General features: G+C 66.3%; 25 protein-coding genes. 6 read left to right on the top strand and 19 right to left on the bottom strand.

What is annotated here, in order from left to right:
* Window positions 1-130: 130 nt before the first annotated feature.
* On the top strand, window positions 131-1654 hold the full coding sequence (locus tag EU800_RS19225; RefSeq protein ID WP_129634764.1) for a calcium-binding protein: 1524 nt from the start codon (window positions 131-133) through the stop codon (window positions 1652-1654).
* 85 nt (window positions 1655-1739) lie between these two features.
* Here EU800_RS19225 and EU800_RS29045 read toward each other — a convergent pair whose 3' ends face one another.
* The gene (locus EU800_RS29045; RefSeq protein WP_305798588.1) at window positions 1740-2126 is read right to left on the bottom strand and encodes an HGGxSTG domain-containing protein; all 387 of its coding nucleotides are present in this window, start codon (window positions 2124-2126) and stop codon (window positions 1740-1742) included.
* Here EU800_RS29045 and EU800_RS29040 point away from each other — a divergent pair.
* A complete protein-coding gene (locus tag EU800_RS29040) occupies window positions 2125-2643 on the top strand; it encodes a hypothetical protein (RefSeq protein WP_305798587.1) in 519 nt (172 codons plus the stop codon). The two genes, EU800_RS29045 and EU800_RS29040, sit on opposite strands and share 2 nt — an antisense overlap.
* Before the next feature lie 405 nt (window positions 2644-3048).
* Here the strand turns inward: EU800_RS29040 and EU800_RS19210 are convergent, their stop codons facing one another.
* The 5 genes from EU800_RS19210 to EU800_RS19190 all read right to left on the bottom strand — a co-directional run bounded on the left by EU800_RS19210 (window position 3049) and on the right by EU800_RS19190 (window position 7553).
* Window positions 3049-4545 carry a YfjI family protein gene (locus tag EU800_RS19210; RefSeq protein ID WP_165354741.1) on the bottom strand — a complete coding sequence of 499 codons (1497 nt, stop codon included), beginning with the start codon at window positions 4543-4545 and terminating at the stop codon, window positions 3049-3051.
* Window positions 4542-5423: a toprim domain-containing protein gene (locus EU800_RS19205; RefSeq protein ID WP_129634760.1), complete on the bottom strand. Its 882-nt coding sequence runs from the start codon at window positions 5421-5423 to the stop codon at window positions 4542-4544. Before EU800_RS19205 ends, EU800_RS19210 begins: the two co-directional genes overlap by 4 nt.
* Window positions 5420-5788 (bottom strand): hypothetical protein, encoded by a 369-nt coding sequence (locus tag EU800_RS19200; RefSeq protein WP_129634758.1) that lies wholly within the window; start codon window positions 5786-5788, stop codon window positions 5420-5422. Before EU800_RS19200 ends, EU800_RS19205 begins: the two co-directional genes overlap by 4 nt.
* Window positions 5789-6013, bottom strand: coding sequence for an AlpA family transcriptional regulator (locus tag EU800_RS19195; RefSeq protein WP_129634756.1), 225 nt, complete (start codon window positions 6011-6013; stop codon window positions 5789-5791).
* A gap of 343 nt (window positions 6014-6356) precedes the next feature.
* Window positions 6357-7553 (bottom strand): site-specific integrase, encoded by a 1197-nt coding sequence (locus tag EU800_RS19190; protein ID WP_129634753.1) that lies wholly within the window; start codon window positions 7551-7553, stop codon window positions 6357-6359.
* Window positions 7554-8000: 447 nt separating this feature from the next.
* Here EU800_RS19190 and EU800_RS19185 point away from each other — a divergent pair, with 447 nt between their 5' ends.
* Window positions 8001-8963, top strand: coding sequence for a pirin family protein (locus EU800_RS19185; protein WP_129634751.1), 963 nt, complete (start codon window positions 8001-8003; stop codon window positions 8961-8963).
* A gap of 11 nt (window positions 8964-8974) precedes the next feature.
* Here EU800_RS19185 and EU800_RS19180 read toward each other — a convergent pair whose 3' ends face one another.
* The 10 genes from EU800_RS19180 to EU800_RS19135 all read right to left on the bottom strand — a co-directional run bounded on the left by EU800_RS19180 (window position 8975) and on the right by EU800_RS19135 (window position 19875).
* A complete protein-coding gene (locus EU800_RS19180; RefSeq protein ID WP_129634749.1) occupies window positions 8975-10315 on the bottom strand; it encodes an MFS transporter in 1341 nt (446 codons plus the stop codon).
* Window positions 10316-10422: 107 nt separating this feature from the next.
* Window positions 10423-11112, bottom strand: a complete 690-nt coding sequence (locus EU800_RS19175; RefSeq protein ID WP_129634747.1) for an HAD-IA family hydrolase — start codon at window positions 11110-11112, stop codon at window positions 10423-10425.
* A 10-nt stretch (window positions 11113-11122) separates the two neighbouring features.
* Window positions 11123-11821 (bottom strand): ribulose-phosphate 3-epimerase, encoded by a 699-nt coding sequence (rpe, locus tag EU800_RS19170; protein ID WP_129634745.1) that lies wholly within the window; start codon window positions 11819-11821, stop codon window positions 11123-11125.
* Window positions 11818-12765 carry a CbbX protein gene (gene cbbX / locus EU800_RS19165; protein ID WP_129634743.1) on the bottom strand — a complete coding sequence of 316 codons (948 nt, stop codon included), beginning with the start codon at window positions 12763-12765 and terminating at the stop codon, window positions 11818-11820. The genes rpe and cbbX overlap by 4 nt, the downstream gene beginning before the upstream one ends.
* A gap of 97 nt (window positions 12766-12862) precedes the next feature.
* Entirely contained in the window at window positions 12863-13252 is a 390-nt protein-coding gene (locus tag EU800_RS19160) for a ribulose bisphosphate carboxylase small subunit (RefSeq protein WP_129634740.1), read from the bottom strand.
* Between the two features lie 24 nt (window positions 13253-13276).
* Window positions 13277-14746 carry a form I ribulose bisphosphate carboxylase large subunit gene (locus EU800_RS19155; protein ID WP_129634738.1) on the bottom strand — a complete coding sequence of 490 codons (1470 nt, stop codon included), beginning with the start codon at window positions 14744-14746 and terminating at the stop codon, window positions 13277-13279.
* Between the two features lie 25 nt (window positions 14747-14771).
* Window positions 14772-15851 (bottom strand): class II fructose-bisphosphate aldolase, encoded by a 1080-nt coding sequence (gene fba / locus EU800_RS19150; RefSeq protein WP_129634736.1) that lies wholly within the window; start codon window positions 15849-15851, stop codon window positions 14772-14774.
* 127 nt (window positions 15852-15978) lie between these two features.
* A complete protein-coding gene (tkt, locus tag EU800_RS19145; protein WP_129634734.1) occupies window positions 15979-17979 on the bottom strand; it encodes a transketolase in 2001 nt (666 codons plus the stop codon).
* Window positions 17980-17989: 10 nt separating this feature from the next.
* Window positions 17990-18862 (bottom strand): phosphoribulokinase, encoded by an 873-nt coding sequence (locus EU800_RS19140; RefSeq protein ID WP_129634732.1) that lies wholly within the window; start codon window positions 18860-18862, stop codon window positions 17990-17992.
* A gap of 14 nt (window positions 18863-18876) precedes the next feature.
* The gene (locus EU800_RS19135; RefSeq protein ID WP_129634730.1) at window positions 18877-19875 is read right to left on the bottom strand and encodes a class 1 fructose-bisphosphatase; all 999 of its coding nucleotides are present in this window, start codon (window positions 19873-19875) and stop codon (window positions 18877-18879) included.
* 100 nt (window positions 19876-19975) lie between these two features.
* On the opposite strand from EU800_RS19135, the gene EU800_RS19130 reads away from it, so the two are divergent.
* The gene (locus tag EU800_RS19130; protein ID WP_129634728.1) at window positions 19976-20920 is read left to right on the top strand and encodes a LysR family transcriptional regulator; all 945 of its coding nucleotides are present in this window, start codon (window positions 19976-19978) and stop codon (window positions 20918-20920) included.
* A 9-nt stretch (window positions 20921-20929) separates the two neighbouring features.
* Here EU800_RS19130 and EU800_RS19125 read toward each other — a convergent pair whose 3' ends face one another.
* The 3 genes from EU800_RS19125 to EU800_RS19115 form a co-directional block, all read right to left on the bottom strand.
* A complete protein-coding gene (locus tag EU800_RS19125; RefSeq protein ID WP_165354740.1) occupies window positions 20930-21331 on the bottom strand; it encodes a response regulator in 402 nt (133 codons plus the stop codon).
* Window positions 21332-21649: 318 nt separating this feature from the next.
* Complete coding sequence (locus EU800_RS19120; protein WP_129634724.1) at window positions 21650-22141, bottom strand: hypothetical protein; 492 nt, start codon at window positions 22139-22141, stop codon at window positions 21650-21652.
* A 422-nt stretch (window positions 22142-22563) separates the two neighbouring features.
* Window positions 22564-22950 (bottom strand): OB-fold nucleic acid binding domain-containing protein, encoded by a 387-nt coding sequence (locus EU800_RS19115; RefSeq protein ID WP_129634722.1) that lies wholly within the window; start codon window positions 22948-22950, stop codon window positions 22564-22566.
* A gap of 137 nt (window positions 22951-23087) precedes the next feature.
* Here EU800_RS19115 and EU800_RS19110 point away from each other — a divergent pair, with 137 nt between their 5' ends.
* Together EU800_RS19110 and EU800_RS19105 are read left to right on the top strand one after the other, a co-directional pair.
* On the top strand, window positions 23088-23411 hold the full coding sequence (locus tag EU800_RS19110; protein ID WP_129634720.1) for a 2Fe-2S iron-sulfur cluster-binding protein: 324 nt from the start codon (window positions 23088-23090) through the stop codon (window positions 23409-23411).
* Between the two features lie 3 nt (window positions 23412-23414).
* Entirely contained in the window at window positions 23415-24137 is a 723-nt protein-coding gene (locus EU800_RS19105; RefSeq protein ID WP_129634718.1) for a VCBS repeat-containing protein, read from the top strand.
* Window positions 24138-24178: the final 41 nt, after the last annotated feature.

Raw genomic sequence — 24178 nt, 5'->3', positions numbered from 1 at the left:
ACGGTGAAAATGCTCCCGCCCCCCTGAAATCAGAACAGAAAGGGCCGATACTGGGCGACTTTTGCTCCGCCCGCAGCGAGAAACATCCCCGCCGCTACCGTGGTCGACTATTCCACTGCCGTTCTCAGGCTTGGAATACTTCAATGGAGATGTAATTGTTCACGGTTATGAGTCAGAGACAGGTCTGGATTGGTTCGGGGCCAGCGGCTCACCGATGTATGTGAAGGATGGCGGAGAGTATTTCATTGTGGGAATCCACTCTTCAGACGAATGGGCAACCTATATCTCACCGGCGGCATTTTCCGAGATTCAAGATTGGGTCATTGCCAATGATGAATTTGGAGGGCCCGCCCCGGATCCATCCCCTGTTTCCCTGCAAATAGTTTTCAACGGAACAAACAATGCCGACACGATTCATGGGAACGGCAAAGACAACGTGATTCGGGGCTACTTAGGAGACGACTTTATATATGGAGAGGATGGTAACGACACGCTCTACGGTGAAGGCCATGACGACACGCTGTACGGCGGCAATGACGACGACAAGCTTTTCGGAGGCTGGGGCGTAGACGTCCTGCGCGGCGGCTTGGGCAATGACTACCTGAACGGCGGGGATGGATCCGACACTCTGTATGGCGACGGCTATTGGGACACGCTTTCCGGTGGTAATGGGAACGACTGGCTGTATGGCGGTGTTGGCAACGATACGCTCTACGGTGACGGCCATAACGACACGCTCTCCGGCGGGGACGGCGCCGATCGGCTGTATGGCGGTTGGGGCATGGATGTTCTCTACGGTGGCTTGGGCGATGACTACCTGAGCGGCGGGGATGGCGCCGACACCCTATATGGCGAAGAAGATTGGGACACGCTCTCCGGCGGCAATGGCAATGACTTGCTGTATGGCGGAACTGGAAACGACATCCTCTACGGCGACGGTCTTGACGACACGCTCGTCGGCGGCGAGGGCAACGACAAGTTGTACGGCTCCTGGGGCCATGATCGTCTGTATGGCGGCAGCGGCGACAACATGATCTACGGTGAGGAGGGCTTCGACGTTGTCTACGCCGGCAGCGGCAACGACTATGTTGATGGCGGCAGTCAGGTCGATCGGATCTGGTCCAATGATGGCAACGATTATGTCAATGGCGGCACTGGCGACGACATCCTGGCGGGAGGTGACGGCGACGACAAGTTGTTCGGGCAGCTGGACAATGACAAGCTGTATGGGTCGAACGGAAACGACATTCTGCAAGGTGGGGCCGGCTCCGACCAGCTCTATGGTCAGGCGCATGACGATGTTCTTCGTGGTGAAGCTGGAAACGACCTCCTGATTGCAGGCTGGGGGCAGGACTACCTGAACGGCGGCGATGGCAATGACCGGCTGCTTGGCGAGACCGACAACGACTATCTGGTCGGCGGGTCCGGCTCGGACCAGTTCGTATTCCGGCCTGACGAAGGGAACGATGTGATCGAGGACTTCGAGGACAATCTGGACGAGATTATCATTTACGACTCGCTGCTCACGAAATCGGAAATTTTCGACGCAGCGGTGCAGGTCGGCAATGATGTCGTGTTCAACCTTGGCTCTGGAGCTGTAGCTGTCGAGAACATCACCAAGGCCGATCTTTGGGATGACCTTCAGGTCGTCTGACTTGTTCGGTGCCTTCTGCGTACATTCCGACCGTTTCACCAGGCTTTGAGTTACGGCGGAAGGATTCCGAATATCGCTACCCGTCTCAGGCCGCGAATGGTCTTGTCAAGATCGTAGGGCCTATTGGGATATGGTGCGAACAGTCCCGGGGGCGGTGATCCGGTCGACACCTAAACTGTAACATACGACTGATGGCTCTGCACAGTTGACTGGCTTCACGTTGTAATCGGTCATTGGCTACCTCAGTCGACTTCCTCAACGAGCCCGCGCATCGAGCGGAGAAGCGCAGACAGAGCCCGCCGCTCGGCGATGGCGTCGGCGGCGTAGAGGCCATGCTTGCGCGCGTTGTCATTCCCGATCGGGGCACCTGGTGACTTTCCCCGTGCATACGGCAGCGGCCGTTCGCCATCGCGGGGGACCGGCACGGGCTCCCGGACCGGGTCTTCGCCCCACAGCGGGGGCTCAGGTGCATGGGCAATCTGCTTTGCATGGGGTTGTTCCTCGATCTTGCTGTGATCCCCTCCCCCCGGTCGCTCCACTGTGCCGACCACGGCCTGGCCGCCGGCGTGGACGTGGACATGCTCGACCGTGACCTTCTGCTGGCCCTTGCCGCGATGCTTGTTCAGCGCGTCCAGCAGAGTCGCCCAGGTGCGGGAGAGCTTGTTCGCCTGGTTCAGGTTTTCCTTGCGCCCCTCGAAGGTCTGCTCGCCGATCATGGCGCGGCGGTAGCACTCCATGGCAGCGTTGTGGGCCGCGAGGAGTTGTGCTGCCATCATGCCCTCCAACTCGTCCCTGGGTGCGATCCCGCGCAATCCCGCCACCATGGAACTCGCCAACCGGTCACGGTCTGCCGCGTCCGCGTTGCTCATCCAGAGCGACCCGGCCACCTGGTTGGTGAGCATGCTGTTCCAATTGTCGGACAGCGACCCACCGAATTCCTTGAGTTTGCCCTTCCGGTCCTCCGGATCATCGGGATCAACGGTAATTGACTCGTTGCCCTTGGGTTTCCTGGTTTTCGTCATTCCACTGTCTCCCATTCCCGTGTCAGCCCATTCCAGAGCCGGCCGTCCGGCCCGTGCCGCTCCCATTCCGACAGCCGCCGCCACGCTTCGAGCGAGACGACACGGCCTGTCCAGGTGAGCGGGCTGCCCGCGACGGAGACGCCATGCGGCAAGGTCTCGGGGGTTGCTACATCCGCTACTTCTGCAACACGCCGCGCCGCGCAGTGCGGGATGGCTTCGGCTTTTGGGGTCGAGAGCGTTGCTACACCCGCTACATTCGCTACACGGACGGGCTTTGTAGCGGTTGTAGCGGTTGTAGCGGTTGTAGCAGGGGGCTGGGCTTCTGTGACGGATTTCGTCCCGCCCTCGATCTCGGCCAGCGCGGCATTCACGTCAAACCACATCGCTGCCGTCCCTCACGATGCGCCACGCCAGTTTGCGCGCGCTTCCCCTGACAATGGTTCCCGGTGCGAGCAGCGCAATCCAGCCATGACGCTCGAGGATCGCCAGCGCAGCGGCTGCCTTCGGAGTTTCGCGAAGCGCGTTCGGCCCGTACTGCACCACGTCGCGCACCGTCACCTCGGGATGCGACCAGATTTCCAGGAGCCAACGCCGCAACGTATCCGCCCGGTCGATTTCCTGGGACACGTTCGCCGCGTCGGCCAACCGCACCGCTTCGGAGAGATGGAACTGCGCAAGCGCGATGCCATTGGCCATGTCCTGCGCGGTGACGGCGGGCGCATTCAGGTCATGCCAGAGGGCCAGCACGCCTGCGATGCGCGCCGCCTGTTCCGCCACCTTCGACGCGTAGCCGCTGACATGCGCCAGGTCGCCGCCGGGAGCCTGACCGGCCTCGATGGCATCCGCGAGGCCGATCAGCAGCGCACGGGCCTCTGGCGAAAGCGGCAGGTCGCGAGGCAGGAGTTCGCGGGTGTCCTCGTCAAACGGCATCGGCGTTTCGAGAATGTCCCGCAGCCGGTTCCTGTAGACGGCAAGCGCCGCGTCATCACGCCGGGCGTTGGCATGAAGTCGGGTGCCGATGGTGCTGGGCGGCTCGCAGATCAGAAAGCGCGGCAGGAAACCGGAGTCCGACGCCAGCCGGTCGGTCATGAAGGCGCGGACGATAGTGGGTTGCGCCATCAGGTGCACGGCCAGCCGCCGCCCGTAGAGTGTGGCGTGCCCATCTCCGGCTCGGGTGCGGCGGATCGGGTTGCCCTGCCAAAGGTCATTCAGCGCGGCCAGTGTCTTTTGCCGGTTGTCGCTGTTCATCGCATGGCCGCCGAGGAATTGTCCTCCCTCGTCGCTGAATATCCCGAGCGACGGCTGCCCGGTTGCAAAGAGCCGGGTCAGACCCTCGAAGGTCGGTTCGGTCACGGTCCTGTCAGCGGCGGGCGGCAAAGGTGGCTCCGACCCCAGCGCGTCCAGGTCGGCGCGCGCGGCCAGTTTGCGTTCGCCCTTGCCTTTCTTCGCCTCAGAAAGGATGCGGTCACGCTCACCCTTCCAGAGCGCCTGCGCATTCTGCCAGCTTGCGATTTCCGCGCGCTGGGCGTGGGCCTGCTCGCGCTCGTGGTCGCGCAGCGCCGCCATGAGCGGCGCGTCGCAGCTTGATTTTCGCTCGCCGGATCGGGCGATGGTCAGCAGGTAGAGAGACAGCGGGCGTGGCCCGCCCAGGGTCTCGACATTCGCGAAGCCCTGCACGGCCAGCGATGCCACGGCCAGAGCCGATGCCGCCGGGATTGCGACCGGCGCCTGCGCCATGCCTTGCACCGCTTCCACGGCGGCGCGCAGTGGCCCGAGGCTGGCGACGGGATAGACTTCGCCGCGCGCAATCTCGCGCAGCAGCGGTTGCGGCCCCTCGGCCATGAAGGGAATTGGGTCGGGGGCGTTCATGCGGCGTTCCCCTTCATGGTCAGGACATCGTTCCAGTCGCATCCCTTGGGGGCAGGCAGGAGCGAGACCTGCCAGCCGAGCGCGTGCGCCCGTTCGGCCGGGGCAATCGCGGCATTGCGGCCCGCGTCATCGCCATCGGGCGCGATGGTCAGCCGTCCGGGTTCGGGCGGAAGCTGCACCGCCCGCATCCCGGAAGTGGAGAGCGCCGCCCAGATGGCCGCAGGCGCGCGCAGGAGACCGAAAGTGAGGCTCAGGGCCGTTTCTATGCCCTCAGCTACCGCCAGAGAACCCTGCGCCTCAGTGAGTCGCACGGCGCCGCCGGCGACGGTCCCCAGCATCGCCTTTGCAGGCTCGATCTGGGCTTTGCCGCTGCCGTCGTCCCGAAGGTAAGTCCGATGAACCGCGAAGCGCTCGGCCCCGTCCACCCGCGCCACCAACGCCGGAAAGCGCTTGGCGCTCGGGTGCCAGCAGGCCGGATGGAAGCGCAGGCTCTCGGGCAGGTCGCAGGTGATTCCGCGGCCCCGCAGGTAGCGCTCCGCGACCGTGCCGCCGATGGGCCGGGCCTCCCGCCACAGGGCGAGGGCCTGCCGCTGGCGCTTCTCGGCCTCGGCCCGGTGCTCAGCCTCGCGCTGCGCGATGACAAGCTGGTCCGGGGGCGCGTAGCCGCAGCCGGCGACACTTGCGGCTGCCAGGATGTCCGTGAAGTCGCAGCCGGACTTCTTGCAATGGGCCAGCAGCCGCCCGTTGCCGCCATCGGCAAGCGTGAGGGCGTCCTGATCTCTCCGGCCTTCCGGTTGGCAAACGGGACAGGGCGCTGTGCCGTAGCGGCCATGCCACTTGCCGCCGAGCGTGCGGGTGATGGAAGAAGCGTCCGTCATATTGCGCGCTCCCCATCGTTTACGGCCGCACAGGCGGGATTTTCGTCAGCCTCGACAGCGCCGGGCATGGCGATACCCGTGCAAGCGGGTCCGGAATTTCCGGCGCCCTGACGCGCCAGATTGAACCCCTTCGGCACGGTGCCCATGCGCAGAGGCCAGAGCGGGCAATCGGTCCGGGAGCATTTTCGCACCTTTTTCGCGTCCATGGCGCAATCGAGGCATTTCGCCCGGATGGCCTTGAGGCCGACCAGAAGGGGCTGGCCGATCCAGTTAACGGCCGGGATCTCGCGCGGGTCGCGGCCAATCAGTTCGCCGCCGTCGCTGGCGAACGGAGAGACCTGGAGCAACGGGCTCAGGAAAGCCACCTAAGCACCCGTGCTCTCGCGACCGTTCATCCAGGCAATGATGTCGCTTTCGCGCCATGCGACCGCACGCTTGCCGAGCCGGACCGGTGTCGGGAACTCGGGGTCAAAGTGCGGGCTGCGCGGGTCCATCTTGGCGTAGATGGAGGACCGGGAGAGGCCGGTCATTTCTTCGACCATCGGTCGGCGTTGGAAGCGGTCGTGCGGTTGAGCAGTGTTCGACGTCATTAACATCTCCAGCTGTCCGCCCGGAATGGTTGCGGGCGGTCGAATTGAGTGCCAGTCTGGAGGTGGACGGGAATCCTTTCAGTCCACCTGCCCCTTGGCGGCTCGGCAAAGCCGCTGGGGGGCACATCTAGGGGCACGTTCCTAGGCGTGCGCAAACTGTAGAGTCCGGCCCGATGCGGGTCAAAATGTATAAAATTGGGGATATGACGTGGGGGGCGCAGGCGAATTCCATATGCTGGATTGTGCCGTTTTAGGACCGCCAACATGTTGTGAGGATTGCGTTTTTTGCGCGGCATTGGTGACTTGCCGGTGTGGGAATTCTGCACTCCCGTCGCGGACAGGGTCAGCCAATCCTCGTAACCTTCGCGTCCGATTCGGATAGAAACGCCGCCCAACTCTCCATCATATTCCGCCGTTTCTCGAACACGTCGGAGCGGGCATAGGCTTGCTCCACAGCATCGCCGGTCTTGTGAGCCAGCGCGGCTTCGGCGACCTCGCGGGGGTAATTCGTCCGTTCCTGTGCCCACGTCCGGAAGGACGTGCGGAAGCCGTGAATGTCGGCGTCGAAGCCGAGTTCCTTCACCAGCTTGGACAGCGTCATGTCGGAGAGCGCCTTGCCGCGCACGCTCGGGAACACGAGGCCGGAGCCGTCCCGGAGCTTCGCCGCTTCCCCGAGGATTTCCATCGCGCGGCCTGACAGCGGGACGCGGTGCGGCCGCTGCATCTTCATCCGCTCGGCAGGGACTTCCCAGGTCGCCGTGTCCATGTCGATTTCATCCCAATGTGCCATCCGCACTTCTCCTGACCGACTCGCCGTCAGGATAAGGAACTCTATCGACAGCTTGGTCGCCGTCCACGCCTTCGATGCGTGAACCGTCTCGATGCATCCGGCAACCTCGGAGTAGGCGAGCGCCTTGCGGTGTTTGGGCTTCCGCTCCACCTGAGGCAACGCGAGCGCGTCGGCCGTGGAGGGATTGCCGGAACACATGCCTTCGGCAATCCCCCACTTGAACACATACGAAACCCGGTAGACCAATTTCCGCGCGACATGCGGCACCTTCTCCCTCGCCGCGAGGATGGCTTGCCTGATGTCCGCGCTGGTGACGTCTGGCAAAGGCACCGATCCGAAATGCGGGAAGATGTATGTTTCCAACGTGGACAGGAACGCCGCCCGGTCTTTCGGATTCTTCCAGGTCGGAGAAAGCTCGGCATGAGTCTTGCGGGCGGCCTCTTCGAAGGTCAGGACGGCTTTCGCTCGGCGCTTCTCCCGCAACGGATCGCCGCCGCTGCGTACCATCCGCTTGTTTTCCAGCGCCTGTTCGCGGGCCTCGGCCAGAGTGACGACGGGCGGGCTGCCAAGGCCAAGTTCCCGGCGCTTGCCGCGAATGGTGATGCGCTGAAGCCAGAACCGCCCACCCGTCGGCTTCACCAACAGGAACAACCCGGTTCCCTTGCCATCGTGATACTTTCCGGGTTCGGTGACCAATTTGACGAAAGCTGCGGTCAGGGCCTTGGGCTTCGCTAGCGTGTCGGTGGTCATACTGTCCCCTCAATCGTCCCTCCTGAAAATGGTGGAACAAGTCGGAACCTGCAAGAGTCCGCGGGACCAATCAGCCGGAAACAACGTTGTTTGACAATGTGCCGGCGAAAGTCTTCGGAAGCCTCCGGAATAGATTATGGCGCAGTCGGGGTCGCCACCGGGCCGTTTTCGCGGAGGCGGTCGGTTCCGGAGCGGCGAATCATCCGGACAGAGGGACTCTTGCCGTTTCAACGGAGAGGCGCGGGGGCGTCGGGCTGGCGCGCCCCAGTTGCCTTTGCCCCTCCGCGACACCACATTCCATACGAACGAAGCGAACGGGACTCGAGAGACCCGCAAAATGATCGACCGGATCGGGACGATGCTCCCGGTCCCGCGGCAGGCGGAAACGCCACAGCCCCCGGCCACGGTGCGCCCCTGCTCCGGGCCCGAGCCAGAGGACCACATGCCATGAGCTGGAACCCGACCCTCGCCCCCGATTGCCCGAATGCAGCGGGGCTCGACGCGATCGAGACCATGATCATCCCGCGCGCCCGCGATATCGGCGGCTTCGAGGTGCGGCGCGCGCTGCCCTCGCCGAAGCGGCAGATGGTTGGGCCCTTCATCTTCTTCGACCAGGTTGGGCCGGCGGAGTTCATCACCGAGGGCGGCATCGACGTGCGCCCGCATCCGCATATCGGGCTCGGCACCGTCACCTATCTTTTCCAGGGCGAGTTCGAACATCGCGACAGCATCGGGACGCATCAGATGATCCATCCCGGCGCGGTCAACTGGATGCTCGCGGGGAGCGGCGTCACCCATTCGGAGCGCACCAGCGCGGAGACCCGCGCGGCGCGCCACAAGCTCTTCGGCATCCAGACCTGGGTAGCCTTGCCGGAGGACCGGGAGGACATGGCGCCCGATTTCGAGCATCACGCCAAGGAGGCGCTGCCGATGCTGAGCGATGGCGGCGCGGAGGCACGGCTCATCCTCGGCACCGCCTGGGGCGAACGGGCGCCCGTTACCATGCAGTCCGAGATCTTCTATGCCGACGTGACGCTTGCGCCGGGCGCGCATCTGCCGCTGCCCGACGATCACGAAGACCGCGGCATCTATGTCATCGAGGGGGCGATCGAGATCGCCGGCGAGAGCTTCGAGGCCGGCCGCATGATGGTGTTCCGCCCCGGCGACCGGATCTCGCTGCGCGCCGGGCCGCAGGGCGCGCGCGTCATGGCGCTGGGCGGCGAGACGCTGAACGGCCCGCGCTATATCTGGTGGAACTTCGTCTCCTCCTCGCCGGAAAAGATTGAGGCGGCAAAGGCCGCCTGGTCCCGGGCCGACTGGCAGGACGGGCCGTTCCGCCTGCCACCCGGAGATGACGCGGAGTACATTCCGATCACGCCCGAGCTCGAGCGGCTGAAGCTCAAGCGCTGATCGCGCCGGGGCTACGGGTCCGACCGGGACTCGGGTCGGGCGGTTGCTTCCGTTTCGGGCGCATCCGGAGTCCCGTCCGTGCCGGCCGGGTCCGCCTCGGGAACCTCTAGCGGCTGCGCCTCGTCCTCGCCGGCGGACAGCGCCACGGTCTCCGGCGTCGCGGCCCGCGCGGGAATGCTGACCTGGAAGGCGGTCTTCTCGTCCACCGGCACCGCGGCGTTGCGGGAGATCCGCCAGAGCGTGAACCCGATGATCAGGACATGCGCGCAGATGGTGGTCAGGAACAGCCCCTGCGGGCCGACCCGGGTCATCATCATGCCGGCCAGCAGGGGACCGAGAATCGATCCGAGACCGAAGACCATCAGCAGGCCGCCCGATACCTGGATCGACGTGCCGGGGGGCGCGTGGTCATTCGCATGGGCGACGATGATCGGATACATGGCAAAGATCGCCGCACCGAACAGTCCGACAAGCGCGAGATTCGCGGCGCGGCTCTCGGGGGCGAGCAGGACAAAGCACAGATCGGCCGTGAGCGCGACCACGGCGGTGGCCACGAGCGCCTTGCGGCGATCCATGCGGTCGCTGGCAAAGCCGATCGGCACCTGCGCCAGCGCGCCCGCGAGGACGGGGATACTGGCGAAGAGCGCGATGGCGGTGAGGGTGAGGCCGACCCGGCCGGCATAGACCGCCGAGAGCGTGCCGAAGGAGGCGTTCGAGATCCCGACGAGGAACACCGCGACCACGGCCACCGGCGAATTGCGCCACAGCGCCCGCGGGTCGAGCCGGACCGAGGTCAGCGGCGTGGGCGAGGCGGAGGTCGAGAGCGCGGTGGGCACCAGCGCCATGCAATAGACGATCGCACCGATCGCGAAGAAGGTGAAATCCGTAGTGACGCCGAGCGACACGGACATCTGCCCGGCGGTGACCGCGGCAAGGTTCACCATAGTGTAGACGCCGAAGATCTTGCCGCGTGTTCCCGGTGTCGCCCGGTCGTTGAGCCAGGATTCGACGATCATCGCGGCGCCGGCGAAACAGAAGCCGGAGATGGACCGGACCGGGATCCACGCCCAGGGCGCGACGATCAGCGCCTGGATCAGGATCGACACCGCCGCGAAGGCGCACATGACGCCGAAGGTCCGGATATGCCCGACCGCGCCGACGAGCCGCGGCGCGACGAGGCAACCCGCCACGTAGCCGATCGCCCATCCGGTGCCGATCAGGCCGAGCGAACTCGCCGAGAATCCTTCGGCAGAGCCACGGACGGGCAGGATGAGGCCGTGGATGCCACCCGCGAAGAGCAGGAGCGCCGAGCCGAGAAGGAGTGCGGAAATCGGGACAAGCTGTCGAACCATGTGGCGCAAAATACTGGTTCGGCGGGAAATGAGAAGAGCGACTCGCGGGGCGCGGACATGCCGCCGCGTCGCGCTGCCCGGATGCCGCTCCGCGCGGCCGTTCGGCGTCACGCCACGGCGGCGAGGTCCTCCGGCAGGTGGCGGCGCTCCAACGTTTCCCGCCGCCAGGTGCTGGCCGAAAAGTCGTCGTCGCGCGTGTAGATCGAGGGCGTGGCGAGCACGCGGAGCCCGGCGGCGCGGGCGGCGCGGACGCCGTTCTCGCTGTCCTCGAAGGCGATGCAGGACGCCGCCGGCAGGCCGAGCCGAGCGAGCGCAAGCTCGTAGACATCCGCCGCCGGCTTCTTGTGGGCCACCTCGTCGCCGGCGGCGATCACGTCGAAAACGTCTTCGGCCGGCGCGTTCCAGCAGGCGCGGCAGAGCGTGTCGACATTCGGCCGGTTCGTGGTCGTGGCAACCGCGAGTTTGAGCCCCGCCCGGCGCGCGCCCTCGACCAAAGCAGCGACGCCGGGGCGAAGCGACAGCCCGCCCGCGCCCAGCAGCGCCGCGTATCGCCCGGTCTTCTCGGCATGCAGCGCCGCGATGGTGTCATTGTCGGGCCGGCTCTGGCCGAGATCGTCGCGATGCCGCCGCATCCGTTCCTTGCCGCCGGTGGTCTGGATCAGCGCGAAATAGTCCTCGCGGCTCCAGTGCCAGCCGAGACCCGCGGCGGCGAAGGTCTCGTTGAAGGCGATCCGGTGGGTCTCCTCGGTCTCGGCAAGCGTGCCGTCGACGTCGAAGACCAGCCCCTGAAGCCGCATCGCGCCGGCCTCAGGCGGCGTCGCGCGCGCCCTCGGCGGCGGCGCGGATGGCGCGGATATTCGCGCCGTAGACCGAGGGGCTGTCGACCGAGCCGTCTTTGAACACCGCCGAGCCCGCGACCAGCACATCCGCGCCGGCTTCGGCCACCAGCGGCGCCGTGGACGGATCGCAGCCGCCGTCGATCTGGATATGGATCGGGCGGTCGCCGATCATGCTCCGCACCCGGCGGATCTTCTCGAGCTGGGAATGGATGAACTTCTGCCCGCCGAAGCCGGGATTGACCGTCATCACAAGCACCATGTCGACCATGTCGATCAGCGGCTCGACCGTCTCGACCGGCGTGCCGGGGTTGAGCGCCACGCCGGCCTTCATGCCGGCGCCCCGGATTGCCTGAAGCGTGCGGTGGATGTGCGGGCCGGCCTCGACATGGGCGGTCAGCATGTCTGCGCCAGCCTCGGCATAGGCGTCGATATAGGGATCGACCGGCGCGATCATCAGGTGAACATCCATGAAGGTGGTCACATGGGGACGGAACGCCCTCACGGCAGGCGGGCCGAAGGTGAGGTTGGGGACGAAGTGGCCGTCCATCACGTCGATATGGACCCAGTCGGCGCCCTGCGCCTCGATGGCCTGGATCTCGCGGCCGAAATCGGCGAAATCGGCGGAGAGGATCGACGGGGCGATCTTGATGGAGCGATCGAAACTCATTCTGCGGTTCCCTTCTCGGTACGGCGGTCGATGTCGAGCCCGCCGCGGAAGACGCGGCTGGCGCGGATGTCTGGATCGGTGATCGTGGAGAGCGCCTCGGCGTCGAGCGGGCCGTTCGCCTCGTTGAAGAGCCGGTTGGCCTGCCTCAGGCGCGCGCGGTCGAGCGCGTTGCGCATCGACCGGGCATTGGCGAAATGCGGCTGCTGGCGGCGCAGCGCGACATATTCCGCCATCGCCTGCCGGGCATCGTCGTCGAGCCGGTAATTCTGGTCCCGGAGCATCACCTCGGCAATCTTCAAAAGCTCGGCGTCGGTATAGTCGGGAAAGTCGATATGATGCGCGATCCGCGACCGGAACCCCGGATTGGCAGCAAAGAACTTGTCCATCCGGTCGGCATAGCCGGCCATGATCACGACGAGGTCGTCTCGGTTGTTCTCCATCACCTGCAACAGGATCTCGATCGCCTCCTGTCCATAGTCGCGCTCGTTATCGGGCTTGTAGAGGTAATAGGCTTCGTCGATGAAAAGAACACCCCCCATCGCCTTCTTGAGCACTTCCTTGGTCTTCGGAGCGGTGTGCCCGATATACTGGCCGACGAGGTCGTCGCGCGTCACCGTCACCAGGTGCCCCTTGCGGACATAGCCGAGCCGATGGAGCAGGCCGGCCATCATCCGCGCCAGCGTCGTCTTGCCAGTGCCGGGATTGCCGGTGAAGGACATGTGCAGCGTCGGCGTCTCGTGGGCGAGACCCATCTCGCGCCGGGCACGGTCCACCAGCAGGAGCGCCGCGGTCTCGCGGATGCGCTGCTTCACCGGCGCCAGCCCGATCAGGTTCTCGTCGAGCTCGCGCAATACCTCGGCGACGCCCGAGGATTCATACTCGGCGGCGAGATCGACGGTCTTGGGGCGCTCCGGGGCGGTTTCGATCTCGGCTTCGGTTGTCATCGCGCGCTATCCTTCGCTCTCGTTTCGGTGACGCGGCCCGCCGCGGCGGGCCGCCTTGCCAGGGGCGGGCGGCGAGGGAGGCGCCGCCCGGCGGGCCTCAGCCCCGCACGTCCCAGGCGTATTTCTGCGAACGGCCCACGAAGTCGGTGCGCTGCATGTGGATGCGGGGCTCCTCCTTCGGGCGGTTGACGATGAAGGACATCTTCACCGATTCCACGCCGCGGGTGTCGTCGAAGGCGATGAGTCGGATATAGGCGTCCGGATGCGCGTTGCGGCACGCATCAAGCTCCATCATCACCCCCTTTGCGTCGCGCAGGTCGAACATCGGGTTGCCCCACATCTCCCAGTAGGTGTTGCGCGGATGCGGGTCGTCGGTGAATTCCACCCCGATCGCCCATTCGTTCCCGAGGCAGTATTCCACCTGCGCGGTGATCTGGACATCGTCGAGATCGGGCAGGAACGAGAAGCAGCCTTGTGTGATACGCATCGTGTGTTCTCCTTGCTTCGCCGGTCACATCGCGGGGGTTTCGAGCGGCACGAAGTCCGAGGTGTCGGTCGAGGTGTAGTTGAAGGTGATGTTGCCCCAGGTGTCGAGCGCAGCCTCGAGCGGCTTGCACCACTTGGCGGCCTCGCGCAGGACCTCCGGACCCTCGTTGGCGATGTCCCGGTCCTCGTTGCGGGCCAGCACCATCGCCTCGAGCGCCACCCGGTTCGCGGTCGCGCCGGCCTCGATCCCCATCGGGTGGCCGATCGTGCCGCCGCCGAACTGGAGGACCACGTCGTCGCCGAAGAGCGTCAGGAGCTGGTGCATCTGGCCGGCATGGATGCCGCCGGAGGCGACCGGCATGACCTTCTTCAGGTCGCCCCAGTCCTGTTCGAAGAACAGCCCGCGCGGCAGGTCGATCTCGTTGCGGCTCTCGCGGCAGACATTGTAGTAGCCCTGCACGGTAAGCGGGTCGCCCTCGAGCTTGCCGACGGCGGTGCCGGTATGCAGGTGGTCAACGCCGGCGAGGCGCAGCCACTTGGCGATCACCCGGAAGCTGATGCCGTGGTTCTTCTGGCGCGTATAGGTGCCGTGGCCGGCGCGGTGCATGTGCAGGATCATGTCGTTCTGCCGGCACCATTCGGAGATCGACTGGATCGCCGTCCAGCCGATGATCAGGTCGACCATGACGATCACCGAGCCGAGCTCCTTGGCGAACTCGGCGCGCCGGTACATCTCCTCCATCGTGCCGGCGGTGATGTTGAGGTAATGGCCCTTGATCTCGCCGGTGACGGCGGAGGCGTGGTTGACGGCCTCCATGCAGTAGAGGAAACGGTCGCGCCAGTGCATGAAGGGCTGCGAGTTGATGTTCTCGTCATCCTTCATGAAGTCGAGCCCGCCCTTGAGCCCTTCGAAGACCACCCGGCCGTAATTCTTGCCCGAAAGCCCGAGTTTCGGCTTGGTGGTGGCGCCGAGCAGCGGCTTGCCGAACTTGTCGAGGCGCTCGCGCTCGACGATGAGCCCGGTGGGCGGGCCCTTGAAGGTCTTCACGTAGGCGACCGGGAAGCGCATGTCCTCGAGCCGCGCCGCCTTGAGAGGCTTGAAGGAGAACACGTTGCCGATGATCGAGGCCGTCAGGTTGGCGATCGAGCCTTCCTCGAAGAGGATCAGGTCATAGGCGACATAGCAGAAATACTGCCCCTCCTGGCCCGGCACCGGCTCCACCTTGTAGGCCTTGGCGCGGTAGCTGTCGCAGGCGGTGAGCCGGTCGGTCCAGACAACGGTCCAGGTGGCGGTGGAGCTTTCGCCGGCCACGGCAGCGGCTGCCTCGATCGGGTCCACCCCCTCCTGCGGGGTGATCCGGAAAAGGGCCAGAAGGTCGGTGTCCTTGGGCTCGTAGTCACCGTCCCAATAGCCCATCTGGGCGTATTTCAGGACACCGGCGGCATAGCGCTTTTTCTTGTCCTTGATTTCCTGCGGATTGGAATGTTCGTTCATTTCCGGTCTCCTCCTATCTGGTGTCTCAGGCGGCACGGGCGGTGGCGATCTGCGGGTCAAGCGCGCCCGAGGCGTAGCGCTTGGCCATGTCGTCGAGGGAAATGCGGGTGATCGAGCTTGCGTGCCCGGCGGTTCCGAAGCGCTCGAAGCGGTCGCGGACGAGCGCCTCCAGCTCCTGCATCGCCGGGATCATGAACTTGCGCGGATCGAACTCGGCGGGGTTCTCGGTCGCAACCTTGCGGAACTGGGCCGTCATCGCCATGCGGCAGTCGGTGTCGATATTGACCTTGCGCACGCCCATCTTGATGCCGCGCTCGATCTCCTCGACCGGGACGCCATAGGTCTGCGGCATCTCCCCGCCATGGGCGTTGATCAGGTCCTGAAGCGCCTGCGGCACCGAGGAGGAGCCGTGCATGACGAGATGCGTGTTCGGCAGCTTTTCGTGGATCGCGGCAATCGTGGCCATCGAGAGGATGTCGCCGTCGGGCTTGCGCGAGAACTTGTAGGCGCCGTGGCTGGTGCCGCAGGCGATGGCCAGCGCGTCGCACTTGGTCGCGGTGACGAAATCCACCGCCTCGTCGGGGTCGGTCAGGAGCTGCTCCTGGCTCAGCTTGCCCACGGCGCCCGAGCCGTCTTCCTCGCCGGCCTCGCCGGTCTCGAGGCTGCCGAGAACGCCGAGCTCGCCCTCGACCGAGGCGCCGACCGCATGCGCGGCGCGGGTCACGGCGCGGGTGATGGCGACGTTGTACTCGTAGGAGGCGGGTGTCTTCATGTCCTCCTCGAGCGAGCCGTCCATCATCACCGAGGTGAAGCCGCGGCGGATCGCCGTCAGGCAGGTGGCCTCGTTGTTGCCGTGGTCCTGGTGCAGGACGATCGGGTTCTTCGGGAACATCCGCGACAGCGCCTCGACCATCGAACTCAGCATGATGTCGCCGGCATAGGAGCGCGCGCCGCGGCTCGCCTGAAGGATCACCGGCGCATCGTAGGCCTCGGCCGCGCGCAGGATCGCGAGGCCCTGTTCCATGTTGTTGATGTTGAACGCCGGGACGCCGTAGCCATGCTCGGCGGCATGGTCGAGGAGCTGGCGAAGGGTAATCAGGGGCATCTTGGGTCTCCTTCGGGATCGGGCGGGCAGGGTGCAGGCCGCCGGTGCCGGCGGGGCCGCCGGCCTGTTGCGTGGGATCGGGTGAGCGTGTCGGGCCCGCCGCGCCGGGGTGCGGCGGACGCCGGGATCAGGGAATGGGCGCGAGAACCCGCGCCTTCGCGGCGGCGGCGACCGCCTCAGCGGTGATGCCGAAATGGCGGTAGAGTTCTTCGGCCGGCGCCGAGGCACCGAAGCCCGTCATGCCGATGAAGCCGTCGTCGCGGTCGAGGAAGAGGTCCCAGCCCTGACGGATCGCGGCCTCGACGCCGATCCGCGGGGCGCAGCCGCGCACGGCGTCGCGATAGGCCGCGTCCTGCTGCGCGAAGAGCTCGAAGGAGGGCGCCGACACCACGGCGGCGCGGATACCTTCCTGCTGGAGCAGATCCGCCGCCTCGAGTGCCATCTGCACTTCCGATCCGGTGGCGATCAGCGTCACGTCCCGCCCGCCCGGCGCCTCGTGCAGCACATAGGCGCCACGGGCGACGAGGTTGGCATCGACATGGGAGGTGCGGAGCGTCGGCAGCCCCTGCCGCGAGAGGCAGAGCAGGGTGGGCGTCGCCTCGGATTCGGCGGCGATCTGCCAGGCCTCGGCAGTTTCCACCGCATCGGCCGGGCGGATCACGGTGAGGTTCGGCATGGCGCGGAGCGAGGCGATGGTCTCGACCGGCTGGTGCGTCGGGCCGTCCTCGCCGAGGCCAATGCTGTCGTGGGTCATGACATAGGCGACCGGCAGGCCCATCAGCGCCGAAAGCCGGATGGCCGGGCGGCAGTAATCGGCAAAAGCGAGGAAGGTGCCGCCATAGGTGAAGAAGCCGCCATGCAGCGCGATGCCGTTCATCGCCGCGGCCATGCCGTGCTCGCGAATGCCGTAATGGATGTAGTCGCCGGAATAATCGTTGCGGGCGACCGGGCGCATTTTCGAGGTGATGGTATTGTTGGAGCCCGTCAGGTCCGCCGATCCGCCGACGCTGTTGGGCAACGTGCCGTTGAGGATCTCGAGCGCCATTTCGGACGCCTTGCGGGTCGCGACTTTCGGGGCGTCGGCGGCGAGCCGGGCCTTGTAGGCGCCGAACACGGCATCGAGCGTGCGCTTGTCCGGGCCGGCAAGCGAGGCATCGAACGCCTCGGCCTTCGGGTGGCCGGATTTGCGGGCCTTCCAGGCAGCGCGGGCTTCGGCGCCGCGGGCGGCGACGGCGCGCCAGGCGTCGCGGACCTCCTCCGGAACCTCGAAGGGCGGCAGGCTCCAGCCGAGCGCGTCGCGGGTCGCCGCGACTTCCTCCTCGCCGAGCGGCGCACCATGCACCTTGTGGCTGCCCGCCTTGTTGGGCGCGCCCTTCCCGATCACCGTCTTGCAGGCGATGAGGGAAGGGCGGTCCTCCGCCCGTGCCGCCTCGATGGCGGCGGCGATGGCTTCCGGGTCATGCCCGTCGACCGCCTGGACATGCCAGCGCGCGGCCTCGAAGCGCTTCATCTGGTCCATCGAGGTCGAGAGATCGGTCGACCCGTCGATCGTGATGCCGTTGTCGTCCCAGAAGACGACCAGCCGGCCGAGCCCGAGATGGCCAGCGAGGTCGATCGCCTCGTGGCTGATCCCCTCCATCAGGCAGCCGTCGCCGGCCAGCACATAGGTCCAGTGGTCGACCAGCGCGTCGCCGAAGCGGGCATTGTGCATCCGCTCCGCGAGCGCCATGCCGACGGCGGTCGAGATCCCCTGGCCGAGCGGGCCGGTGGTGGTCTCGATCCCCTTGGCGTGGCCATATTCCGGGTGGCCGGCGGTGCGGGAGCCGAGCTGGCGGAAATTGCGGAGCTGCCTTGCGTCCATGTCGTCATAGCCGAGCAGGTGGTTGATCGAATAGACCAGCATCGAGCCGTGGCCCGCGCTCATCACGAAGCGGTCGCGGTCGGGCCAGGTCGGGTCTGCCGGGTCGATGGTGACGAAGCGGTTGAAGAGCACGGTGGCGACGTCGGCGAGGCCCATCGGCGCGCCGGGATGGCCGGAACTCGCCGCCTGGACGGCGTCCATCGAGAGCACGCGGATGGCACTGGCCATCACCGTTTCCCGGGCGTTCGGAGGGGTCTGAACGTTCATGGCGTCCTCCTCAGGCGCGCTTGGATTCGTTGACGAGGCGCAGGATCATCGGCGTGAAGATTAGCTGCATGGCGAGGTCGATCTTGCCGCCGGGGATGACGAGGCTGTTGGCGCGGGTCATCCAGCTGTCGTGGATCATCGACATGAGGTAGGGGAAGTCGATGCCGCGCGGACTCTTGAAGCGGATCACCACGAGGCTCTCGTCGGCGGTCGGGATCCAGCGGGCGACGAAGGGGTTCGAGGTGTCGACCACCGGGACGCGCTGGAAGTTGATGTCGGTCTCGGAGAACTGCGGGCAGATGCAGTTCACATAGGCGGTCATGCGGCGCAGGATCGTGTCGGTCACGGCTTCGGTGGAGTAGCCGCGGCTGGCGCGGTCGCGGTGGATCTTCTGGATCCACTCGAGGTTGATGACCGGAACCACGCCGATCTTCAGGTCGGCGATGGCGGCGAGGTTCACCTCGTCATTGACCACCGCGCCATGCAGGCCCTCGTAGAACAGCAGGTCCGAGTCATCGGCAAAGGTCGCCCAGTCGGTGAAGGTTCCGGGCGCGGCGCCGTAGAGCTCCGCCTCGCGGTCGTCGTGGATGTAGTGACGCGTCTCGCCCTTGCCCGTCTCGCCATAAGTGCGGAACACGTCCTCGAGCTTGGCGAGCTCGTTGGCCTCGTAGGAGAAGTGGCTGAAGGTCTGGTCGCCGGTCTCGGCGCGACGGGCAAGCTCGGCCTTCATCGCAGCGCGGTCAAAGCGGTGGAAGGCGTCGCCCTCGATCGCTACGGTCTTGATGCCCTCGCGACGGAAGATCTGGTCGAAGGTCGTCTTGACGGTCGTGGTTCCGGCGCCGGAGGAGCCGGTCACGGAGATGATCGGGTGTTTCTTGGACATGTCTTACTCTCTGATCAGGCGCGGAACAGGCCACGGTTGCCGAAGAGCGCGGACACCTCGTGCTCGGGCAGGTCATGATAGGTGGCGACGCGGTCTACCTTGTCGGCGGTGCCGAAGACGAAGGGGGTGCGGGCGTGTAGGCTCGGCGGCACCTTGTCGAGGATCGGTACCATCGCGTCGGTGGCCTTGCCGCCCGCCTGCTCGACCAGGAACGCGATCGGGTGGCATTCGTAGACCATGCGCAGGCGGCCCTGGCCGTAGCCCGTCCGGTCGTCGGAGGGGTAGAGGAAGATGCCGCCGCGGGCCATGATCCGGTGGGTCTCGGCGACCAGCGACGCGACCCATCGCATGTTGAAATTCTTGCCGCGGGGGCCGTCGATGCCGGCGATGCAATCGTCGATATAAGCGCGCACCGGCTTCGACCAGTGGCGGTAGTTCGAGGCGTTGATCGCGAATTCCTTGGCCTGGGCAGGGATCGGGTCGAGCCGAGGCACCTCGCGGAACGATCCGGCCCGGCGGTCGAGAACGAATTCGCGGACGCCGGCACCGAACGTCACAACCAGCAGTGTCTGCGGCCCGTAGATGAAATAGCCCGAGGCGATGATGCCGCGCCCGTCGCGCAGGAAGGTTTCGGGGCCGGTCTCCAGCGCCGGCCGGAGGCAGAAGATCGTGCCGATCGACACGTTGGCATCGATGTTCGAGGAGCCGTCGAGCGGGTCAATGGCCAGCCCCAGCGTGCCGTCCGCGTCGATCTCCTCGACATCGTCGCGCTCCTCGGAGGCATACCAGCGAACGCCGGTGCCTCTCAGGGCCTCGCGGAACGCGTCGTCGGCGATCACGTCAAGCGCCTTCTGCGCATCGTTGTCGGCATTGGAGCCGACCTCCGCGCCGAGGTCGCCGCCCAGCGGTCCGCGCGAGATGCGGTCCGAGAGCGCGACGGCCACGCCGCAGAGCGCGGTCATGGCGTCCTTCAGTCTCTCGGGGATCGGGGCCCCCGCAATTGGTTCCAGCATTCGAACCGGCCTCCCTGCCCAGTTCCAGAGTTGCTTTGATATTCATGAAAATGAATGATAAGAAAACTTCGGAATACTTACTCAGTTGTCAGGAAAATTTATGCATCGCCGGGATCAGATGACCCTTCGCCAGTTGCGCGCGCTGAAGTCTGTTGGTGCGCTGCACAAGGTGACCGCGGCCGCCGAGGCCCTGAACCTGACCGCGCCGGCTATCCACAATCAGTTGAAAAACTTGGAGGATATCATTGGCGCGCCACTGCTCGAGCGCGAATCCAAGGATCGCGCCGTGCTGACGCTGCACGGACAGGCGCTGGTGCGGGCCTATGAGGAGATCCAGGCGACCTTTGACCGGACCTTGGCCGAGATCGATGCGCTCGACCGCGGGCTTTCGGGCAGCGTGCGGCTCGGCGTGGTCAGTACGGCGAAGTATTTCGCGCCCAGAATCATCGCGCTGCTGGCACGGGAAATGCCCGAGGTCGACGTGCAGCTCGAGATCGGCAACCGTGGCGAGGTGGTCGAGGCGATGGCGCATGGCGCGTATGACCTCTGCGTCATGGGGCGGCCGCCGCGCGAGCCGCTCGTCGACGCGGTGCCGGTGGGGCCGCATCCGCATGTCATCATCGCCCGGCCGGACCACCCTCTCGCCGGCCGGACCGGGCTCAAACCCTCCGACCTCGCGGGCGACCGCTTCGTGATCCGCGAGCCGGGTTCCGGCTCAAGGATGCTCGCCGAACGTTTCCTCGTCGATGTGACCGACGGGCTTCCCGTGGCCACCATCGCGATGTCGTCGAACGAGACGATCAAGCAGTCGGTGCTTCAGAATCTCGGCATCGCGGTGATCTCTGCCCATACCGTCGCCTACGAGCTCGCGGTGGGGCGGCTCGTTGTGCTCGACGTGAAAGGGATGCCGATAAACCGGACCTGGTATCTGACCGGATCGCCGGACCGGGTGCGAAGCCCGGCGGTGGAGCGGGTACGCGACTGGCTGCTGGCGAACGCGCATCGCTACCTGCCGGATCTCTCCGGCCAGAAGGGCACCGCCTGATTCCGGGGCTCACGCGTTGCCTGCGTCGGGTTCCAGAACAGTCGCGGCCTCGTCGAGGATCTCCTCGAGGCGGGCCTTCGACACAGGCTTGAAGATGTTGCGCCCGACGGTGAGGTCGCGCGCCGAGGCGATCATCCGGGCGGCGATGATCGGGGCATCCGCGCCGCCGGTCATGAAGCGCACGAGCAGCCGCCGGTCGAGATCGACAATCTCCTCGATCGCCTCGATCCCGTCGAGCACCGGCATGTTGATGTCGAGCAGCACAAGCGCGGGACCGCGCTCCTCGCGCAGAGTGTCGAGAAGCTGGCGTCCATTCTCGCAGGTGACCGCGTCCCAGCCGGCCTGCCGCGATACGACGGCTACGAAAGTCGCGAATTCGTGGTTGTCGTCGGCGATATAGACTTGTGGCACCGTCTTCTCGGCGTTTCCTGCGCCGCTCCAAATCCAAATGGCCGCGCGGCGCACGGCCCTCCATCGCTCCGTCCCGACGAGGCAAACCGGCATTCCAGTCCCGTCGGGAGAGATCCCCTTATGTTACCGAAATGCTGGGTCATTTCCAGAGACGCCGCGGCGGCTGCGGCAATCGATCCGGTGTGTCCGGCTCGGATGTGAACAGCAACGAGCGTGTCGCGCGTCCTGCCGCGACGGTGTGGCCGGACGACCCGAGCGACGCAAATGGAAACGGCCCGCCCCTTTCGGGACGGGCCGCCAAAACATCCTGGGAAGGCGTTACTCGTTGCGGCCGTTGTCCGAGGACTGGATCGACTTCAGGCGGACCAGTTCGGCCAGCGAATACTCGGCCGGATCCACATTCAGCGAGGCGGCAAGCTGCGCCCGGCCGGCGGACACGCCGCTCTTGGTCGAGGCGCTGAAGCCGTCCCGCACGCTGCCGGTGTCGAGAAGCGCACGCGCAGTGGCCTGTTCGTTGTTTTCACGGGCACTGCGGAGGGCGGCGATGGTGGCAACGCTGCTCGATCCGTCAAGGCCCACCGACGCTGCGAACTGTGCCGGGCTCGGCGTGGCGCCATCGGTCACGGTGCCGGCGAGAATCGCGTTGGCCTGGGCCTGGTGGCCGTCTTCGAGCGCGGACCGGAGCTGGATCAGCTCGGCGGTGGAATAGGCGCCCGGGGCGACGCCGAGCGAGCCGGCGATTTGGTCGGAGGCCAGTGCGGGGCCGGCAAGTGCCAGGGCGAGGGCGGAGGTAAGAGCGATACGGGTCATGGTCGGTCCTTTGTTCTGTCTTGTCGTGTCGCGATCTCGCGACGTGATTGAGTTCGTGGCGTTGCGCCTTCGATGACTGACAGGTAGGGGGACGGCCGCAGAGATTGTATTGCGAAACCTTGCCGTGGGTTTTGCGCATTTCTGCACATCACTGGCTCGTGATTGCCCTTGTTCTGCAAATTAGAAGACAGGGTGCGTTTGCCACTTGGCCTCTGCAAGGGCGGGTCTTTGGGACGCTCGACGGCGACGAGGCCGAGCTGACCGGTCGCGGTGAGCGAGAGGACGGCGCGGTCGCGTCTCTGTGGCTCCTGATAGCGGCGGATTGCCGACCGCGTGGCTGGCGATCTGCGGGCGCTCCTCGAGCCGGGCAGAGGGGCGGGTTTCACGCCATGGCGCGGTTCCGCGCCGGGACAAACCCGCTGTCAGGCGGGCCCGCCGGGCTCGAACCCTGGGTCGAGCAGCGCGTCGAGCATGTGCGAGATGTCCTCGATCTGTTCGGCGACCACATGGACAACCTCCTGCTCGCGCTGGATCCGGCCGGTCACCCGAAGCATCCGCCCGGCGATCACCGCGCGGCGGAACCGCTCGTAGACCTTCGCCCAGACCACCACGTTGCAGACCCCGGTCTCGTCCTCCAGCGTGACGAAGATCACGCCCTTGGCGGTGCCCGGCCGCTGCCGCACCAGCACCAGCCCGGCGACGCAGACCCGCGCCCCGCCGGGCGGCAGGTTCAGGAGGCCCGCGGGCAGGCAGGCGGGCGGGCGCGGCCAGTCGTCGGGGCGGGGTGCGGGCACGGGCGGATAGCTCATGAGAACAAATATAGAACGAATATCGCGCCCCGCCAAGCCGTGCCGGCGGCCGGTTCGGCTCTGGCAATGACCCGGCGCATGGCCTATGTCAGCGGTTGGAAACGCCCAAGACGACGGCAGAAGGAAGGACGAGACCCGTGCCCAAGATCACCTATGTCGAGCATTCCGGGAAGGAACATGTCGTGGATGTCGCCAGCGGGCTGACCGTGATGGAAGGCGCGCGCGACAATGGCATCCCCGGGATCGACGCCGATTGCGGCGGCGCCTGCGCCTGTTCGACCTGCCACGCCTATATCGACGAGGCCTGGGCCGACAAGCTGCCGCCGGTGGAGGCGATGGAAGAGGACATGCTGGACTTCGCCTACGAAACGAAGCCGGGCCAGTCGCGGCTGACCTGCCAGCTCAAGGTGACCGACGCGTTCGACGGGCTGGTCGTCCGGCTGCCCGAAAAGCAGATCTGATCCATGCGCGGGGCGGCCCTCGCCCTCACTCTGGCGCTTGCGTTCGCAGCGCCGGCCCTTGCCTGCAACGGGCCGATCACCCGGGCGGACTACGCGCAGCCGACGGGGCGCTACCCGCATGGCGTCCTCGGCGACGCGGAGGAATGGGGCGCGCTGCGCCTGACCTGCGGCGGAAAGCGCGTCACGCTGGTCCTGCCCGAGGATCTCGTTTTCGAGGATATCGCGCCGCGCCTGGCCGATCTCGACCGAGACGGGCAGCCCGAGGTGATCGTGGTCGAGAGCCACCGCGACCGCGGCGCACGCCTGGCGGTCTGGGGGCGTGGCCCGGAGGGCGTCGGACGGCGCGCCGCCACCCCCTTCATCGGCACCCGCTTTCGCTGGCTCGCGCCGCTCGGTGCAGCGGATCTCGACGGCGACGGGACGCTCGAGGTCGCCTATGTCGACCGCCCGCACCTCGCGCGGATCCTGCGCGTCTGGCGCTACGAGGACGGCGGGATGACCGAGATCGCCGCCGCCCCCGGTTTCACCAACCATAGGATCGGCGAGACCGACATTGCCGGCGGTATCCGGACCTGCGCCGGCGCACCGGAGATGATCCTGACCGACCCGGACTGGACGGCGATCCTCGCGGTCCGGTTGCAGGACGGCCGGCTGGTCGCGCGCGAGATCGGCCCGCACCGCGGACGCGCCTCCTTCCGCTCCGCGATGGCCTGCCGCACGCCGTGAGATTTCGGCCGCCTGCGCCATTGGGTCCGCGTGACAAACCC

Source organism: Tropicimonas sp. IMCC6043, assembly GCF_004146235.1.
Taxonomy (GTDB): Bacteria; Pseudomonadota; Alphaproteobacteria; order Rhodobacterales; family Rhodobacteraceae; genus Tropicimonas.
The sequence above is the reverse complement of the archived record's forward strand: the minus strand, read 5'-3'. Positions and strand labels throughout refer to the sequence as shown.

Excerpts from the sequence above, each read along its gene's own strand:
- EU800_RS29040 (WP_305798587.1), top strand. The coding sequence starts at position 2,125 with ATGGGCAATCTGCTTTGCATGGGGTTGTTCCTCGATCTTGCTGTGATC.
- EU800_RS29045 (WP_305798588.1), bottom strand. The coding sequence starts at position 2,126 with ATGCACCTGAGCCCCCGCTGTGGGGCGAAGACCCGGTCCGGGAGCCCG.
- EU800_RS19210 (WP_165354741.1), bottom strand. The coding sequence starts at position 4,545 with ATGAACGCCCCCGACCCAATTCCCTTCATGGCCGAGGGGCCGCAACCG.
- EU800_RS19205 (WP_129634760.1), bottom strand. The coding sequence starts at position 5,423 with ATGACGGACGCTTCTTCCATCACCCGCACGCTCGGCGGCAAGTGGCAT.
- EU800_RS19195 (WP_129634756.1), bottom strand. The coding sequence starts at position 6,013 with ATGACGTCGAACACTGCTCAACCGCACGACCGCTTCCAACGCCGACCG.
- EU800_RS19190 (WP_129634753.1), bottom strand. The coding sequence starts at position 7,553 with ATGACCACCGACACGCTAGCGAAGCCCAAGGCCCTGACCGCAGCTTTC.
- EU800_RS19185 (WP_129634751.1), top strand. The coding sequence starts at position 8,001 with ATGAGCTGGAACCCGACCCTCGCCCCCGATTGCCCGAATGCAGCGGGG.
- EU800_RS19180 (WP_129634749.1), bottom strand. The coding sequence starts at position 10,315 with ATGGTTCGACAGCTTGTCCCGATTTCCGCACTCCTTCTCGGCTCGGCG.
- EU800_RS19175 (WP_129634747.1), bottom strand. The coding sequence starts at position 11,112 with ATGCGGCTTCAGGGGCTGGTCTTCGACGTCGACGGCACGCTTGCCGAG.
- rpe (WP_129634745.1), bottom strand. The coding sequence starts at position 11,821 with ATGAGTTTCGATCGCTCCATCAAGATCGCCCCGTCGATCCTCTCCGCC.
- cbbX (WP_129634743.1), bottom strand. The coding sequence starts at position 12,765 with ATGACAACCGAAGCCGAGATCGAAACCGCCCCGGAGCGCCCCAAGACC.
- EU800_RS19160 (WP_129634740.1), bottom strand. The coding sequence starts at position 13,252 with ATGCGTATCACACAAGGCTGCTTCTCGTTCCTGCCCGATCTCGACGAT.
- EU800_RS19155 (WP_129634738.1), bottom strand. The coding sequence starts at position 14,746 with ATGAACGAACATTCCAATCCGCAGGAAATCAAGGACAAGAAAAAGCGC.
- fba (WP_129634736.1), bottom strand. The coding sequence starts at position 15,851 with ATGCCCCTGATTACCCTTCGCCAGCTCCTCGACCATGCCGCCGAGCAT.
- tkt (WP_129634734.1), bottom strand. The coding sequence starts at position 17,979 with ATGAACGTTCAGACCCCTCCGAACGCCCGGGAAACGGTGATGGCCAGT.
- EU800_RS19140 (WP_129634732.1), bottom strand. The coding sequence starts at position 18,862 with ATGTCCAAGAAACACCCGATCATCTCCGTGACCGGCTCCTCCGGCGCC.
- EU800_RS19135 (WP_129634730.1), bottom strand. The coding sequence starts at position 19,875 with ATGCTGGAACCAATTGCGGGGGCCCCGATCCCCGAGAGACTGAAGGAC.
- EU800_RS19130 (WP_129634728.1), top strand. The coding sequence starts at position 19,976 with ATGCATCGCCGGGATCAGATGACCCTTCGCCAGTTGCGCGCGCTGAAG.
- EU800_RS19120 (WP_129634724.1), bottom strand. The coding sequence starts at position 22,141 with ATGACCCGTATCGCTCTTACCTCCGCCCTCGCCCTGGCACTTGCCGGC.
- EU800_RS19115 (WP_129634722.1), bottom strand. The coding sequence starts at position 22,950 with ATGAGCTATCCGCCCGTGCCCGCACCCCGCCCCGACGACTGGCCGCGC.
- EU800_RS19105 (WP_129634718.1), top strand. The coding sequence starts at position 23,415 with ATGCGCGGGGCGGCCCTCGCCCTCACTCTGGCGCTTGCGTTCGCAGCG.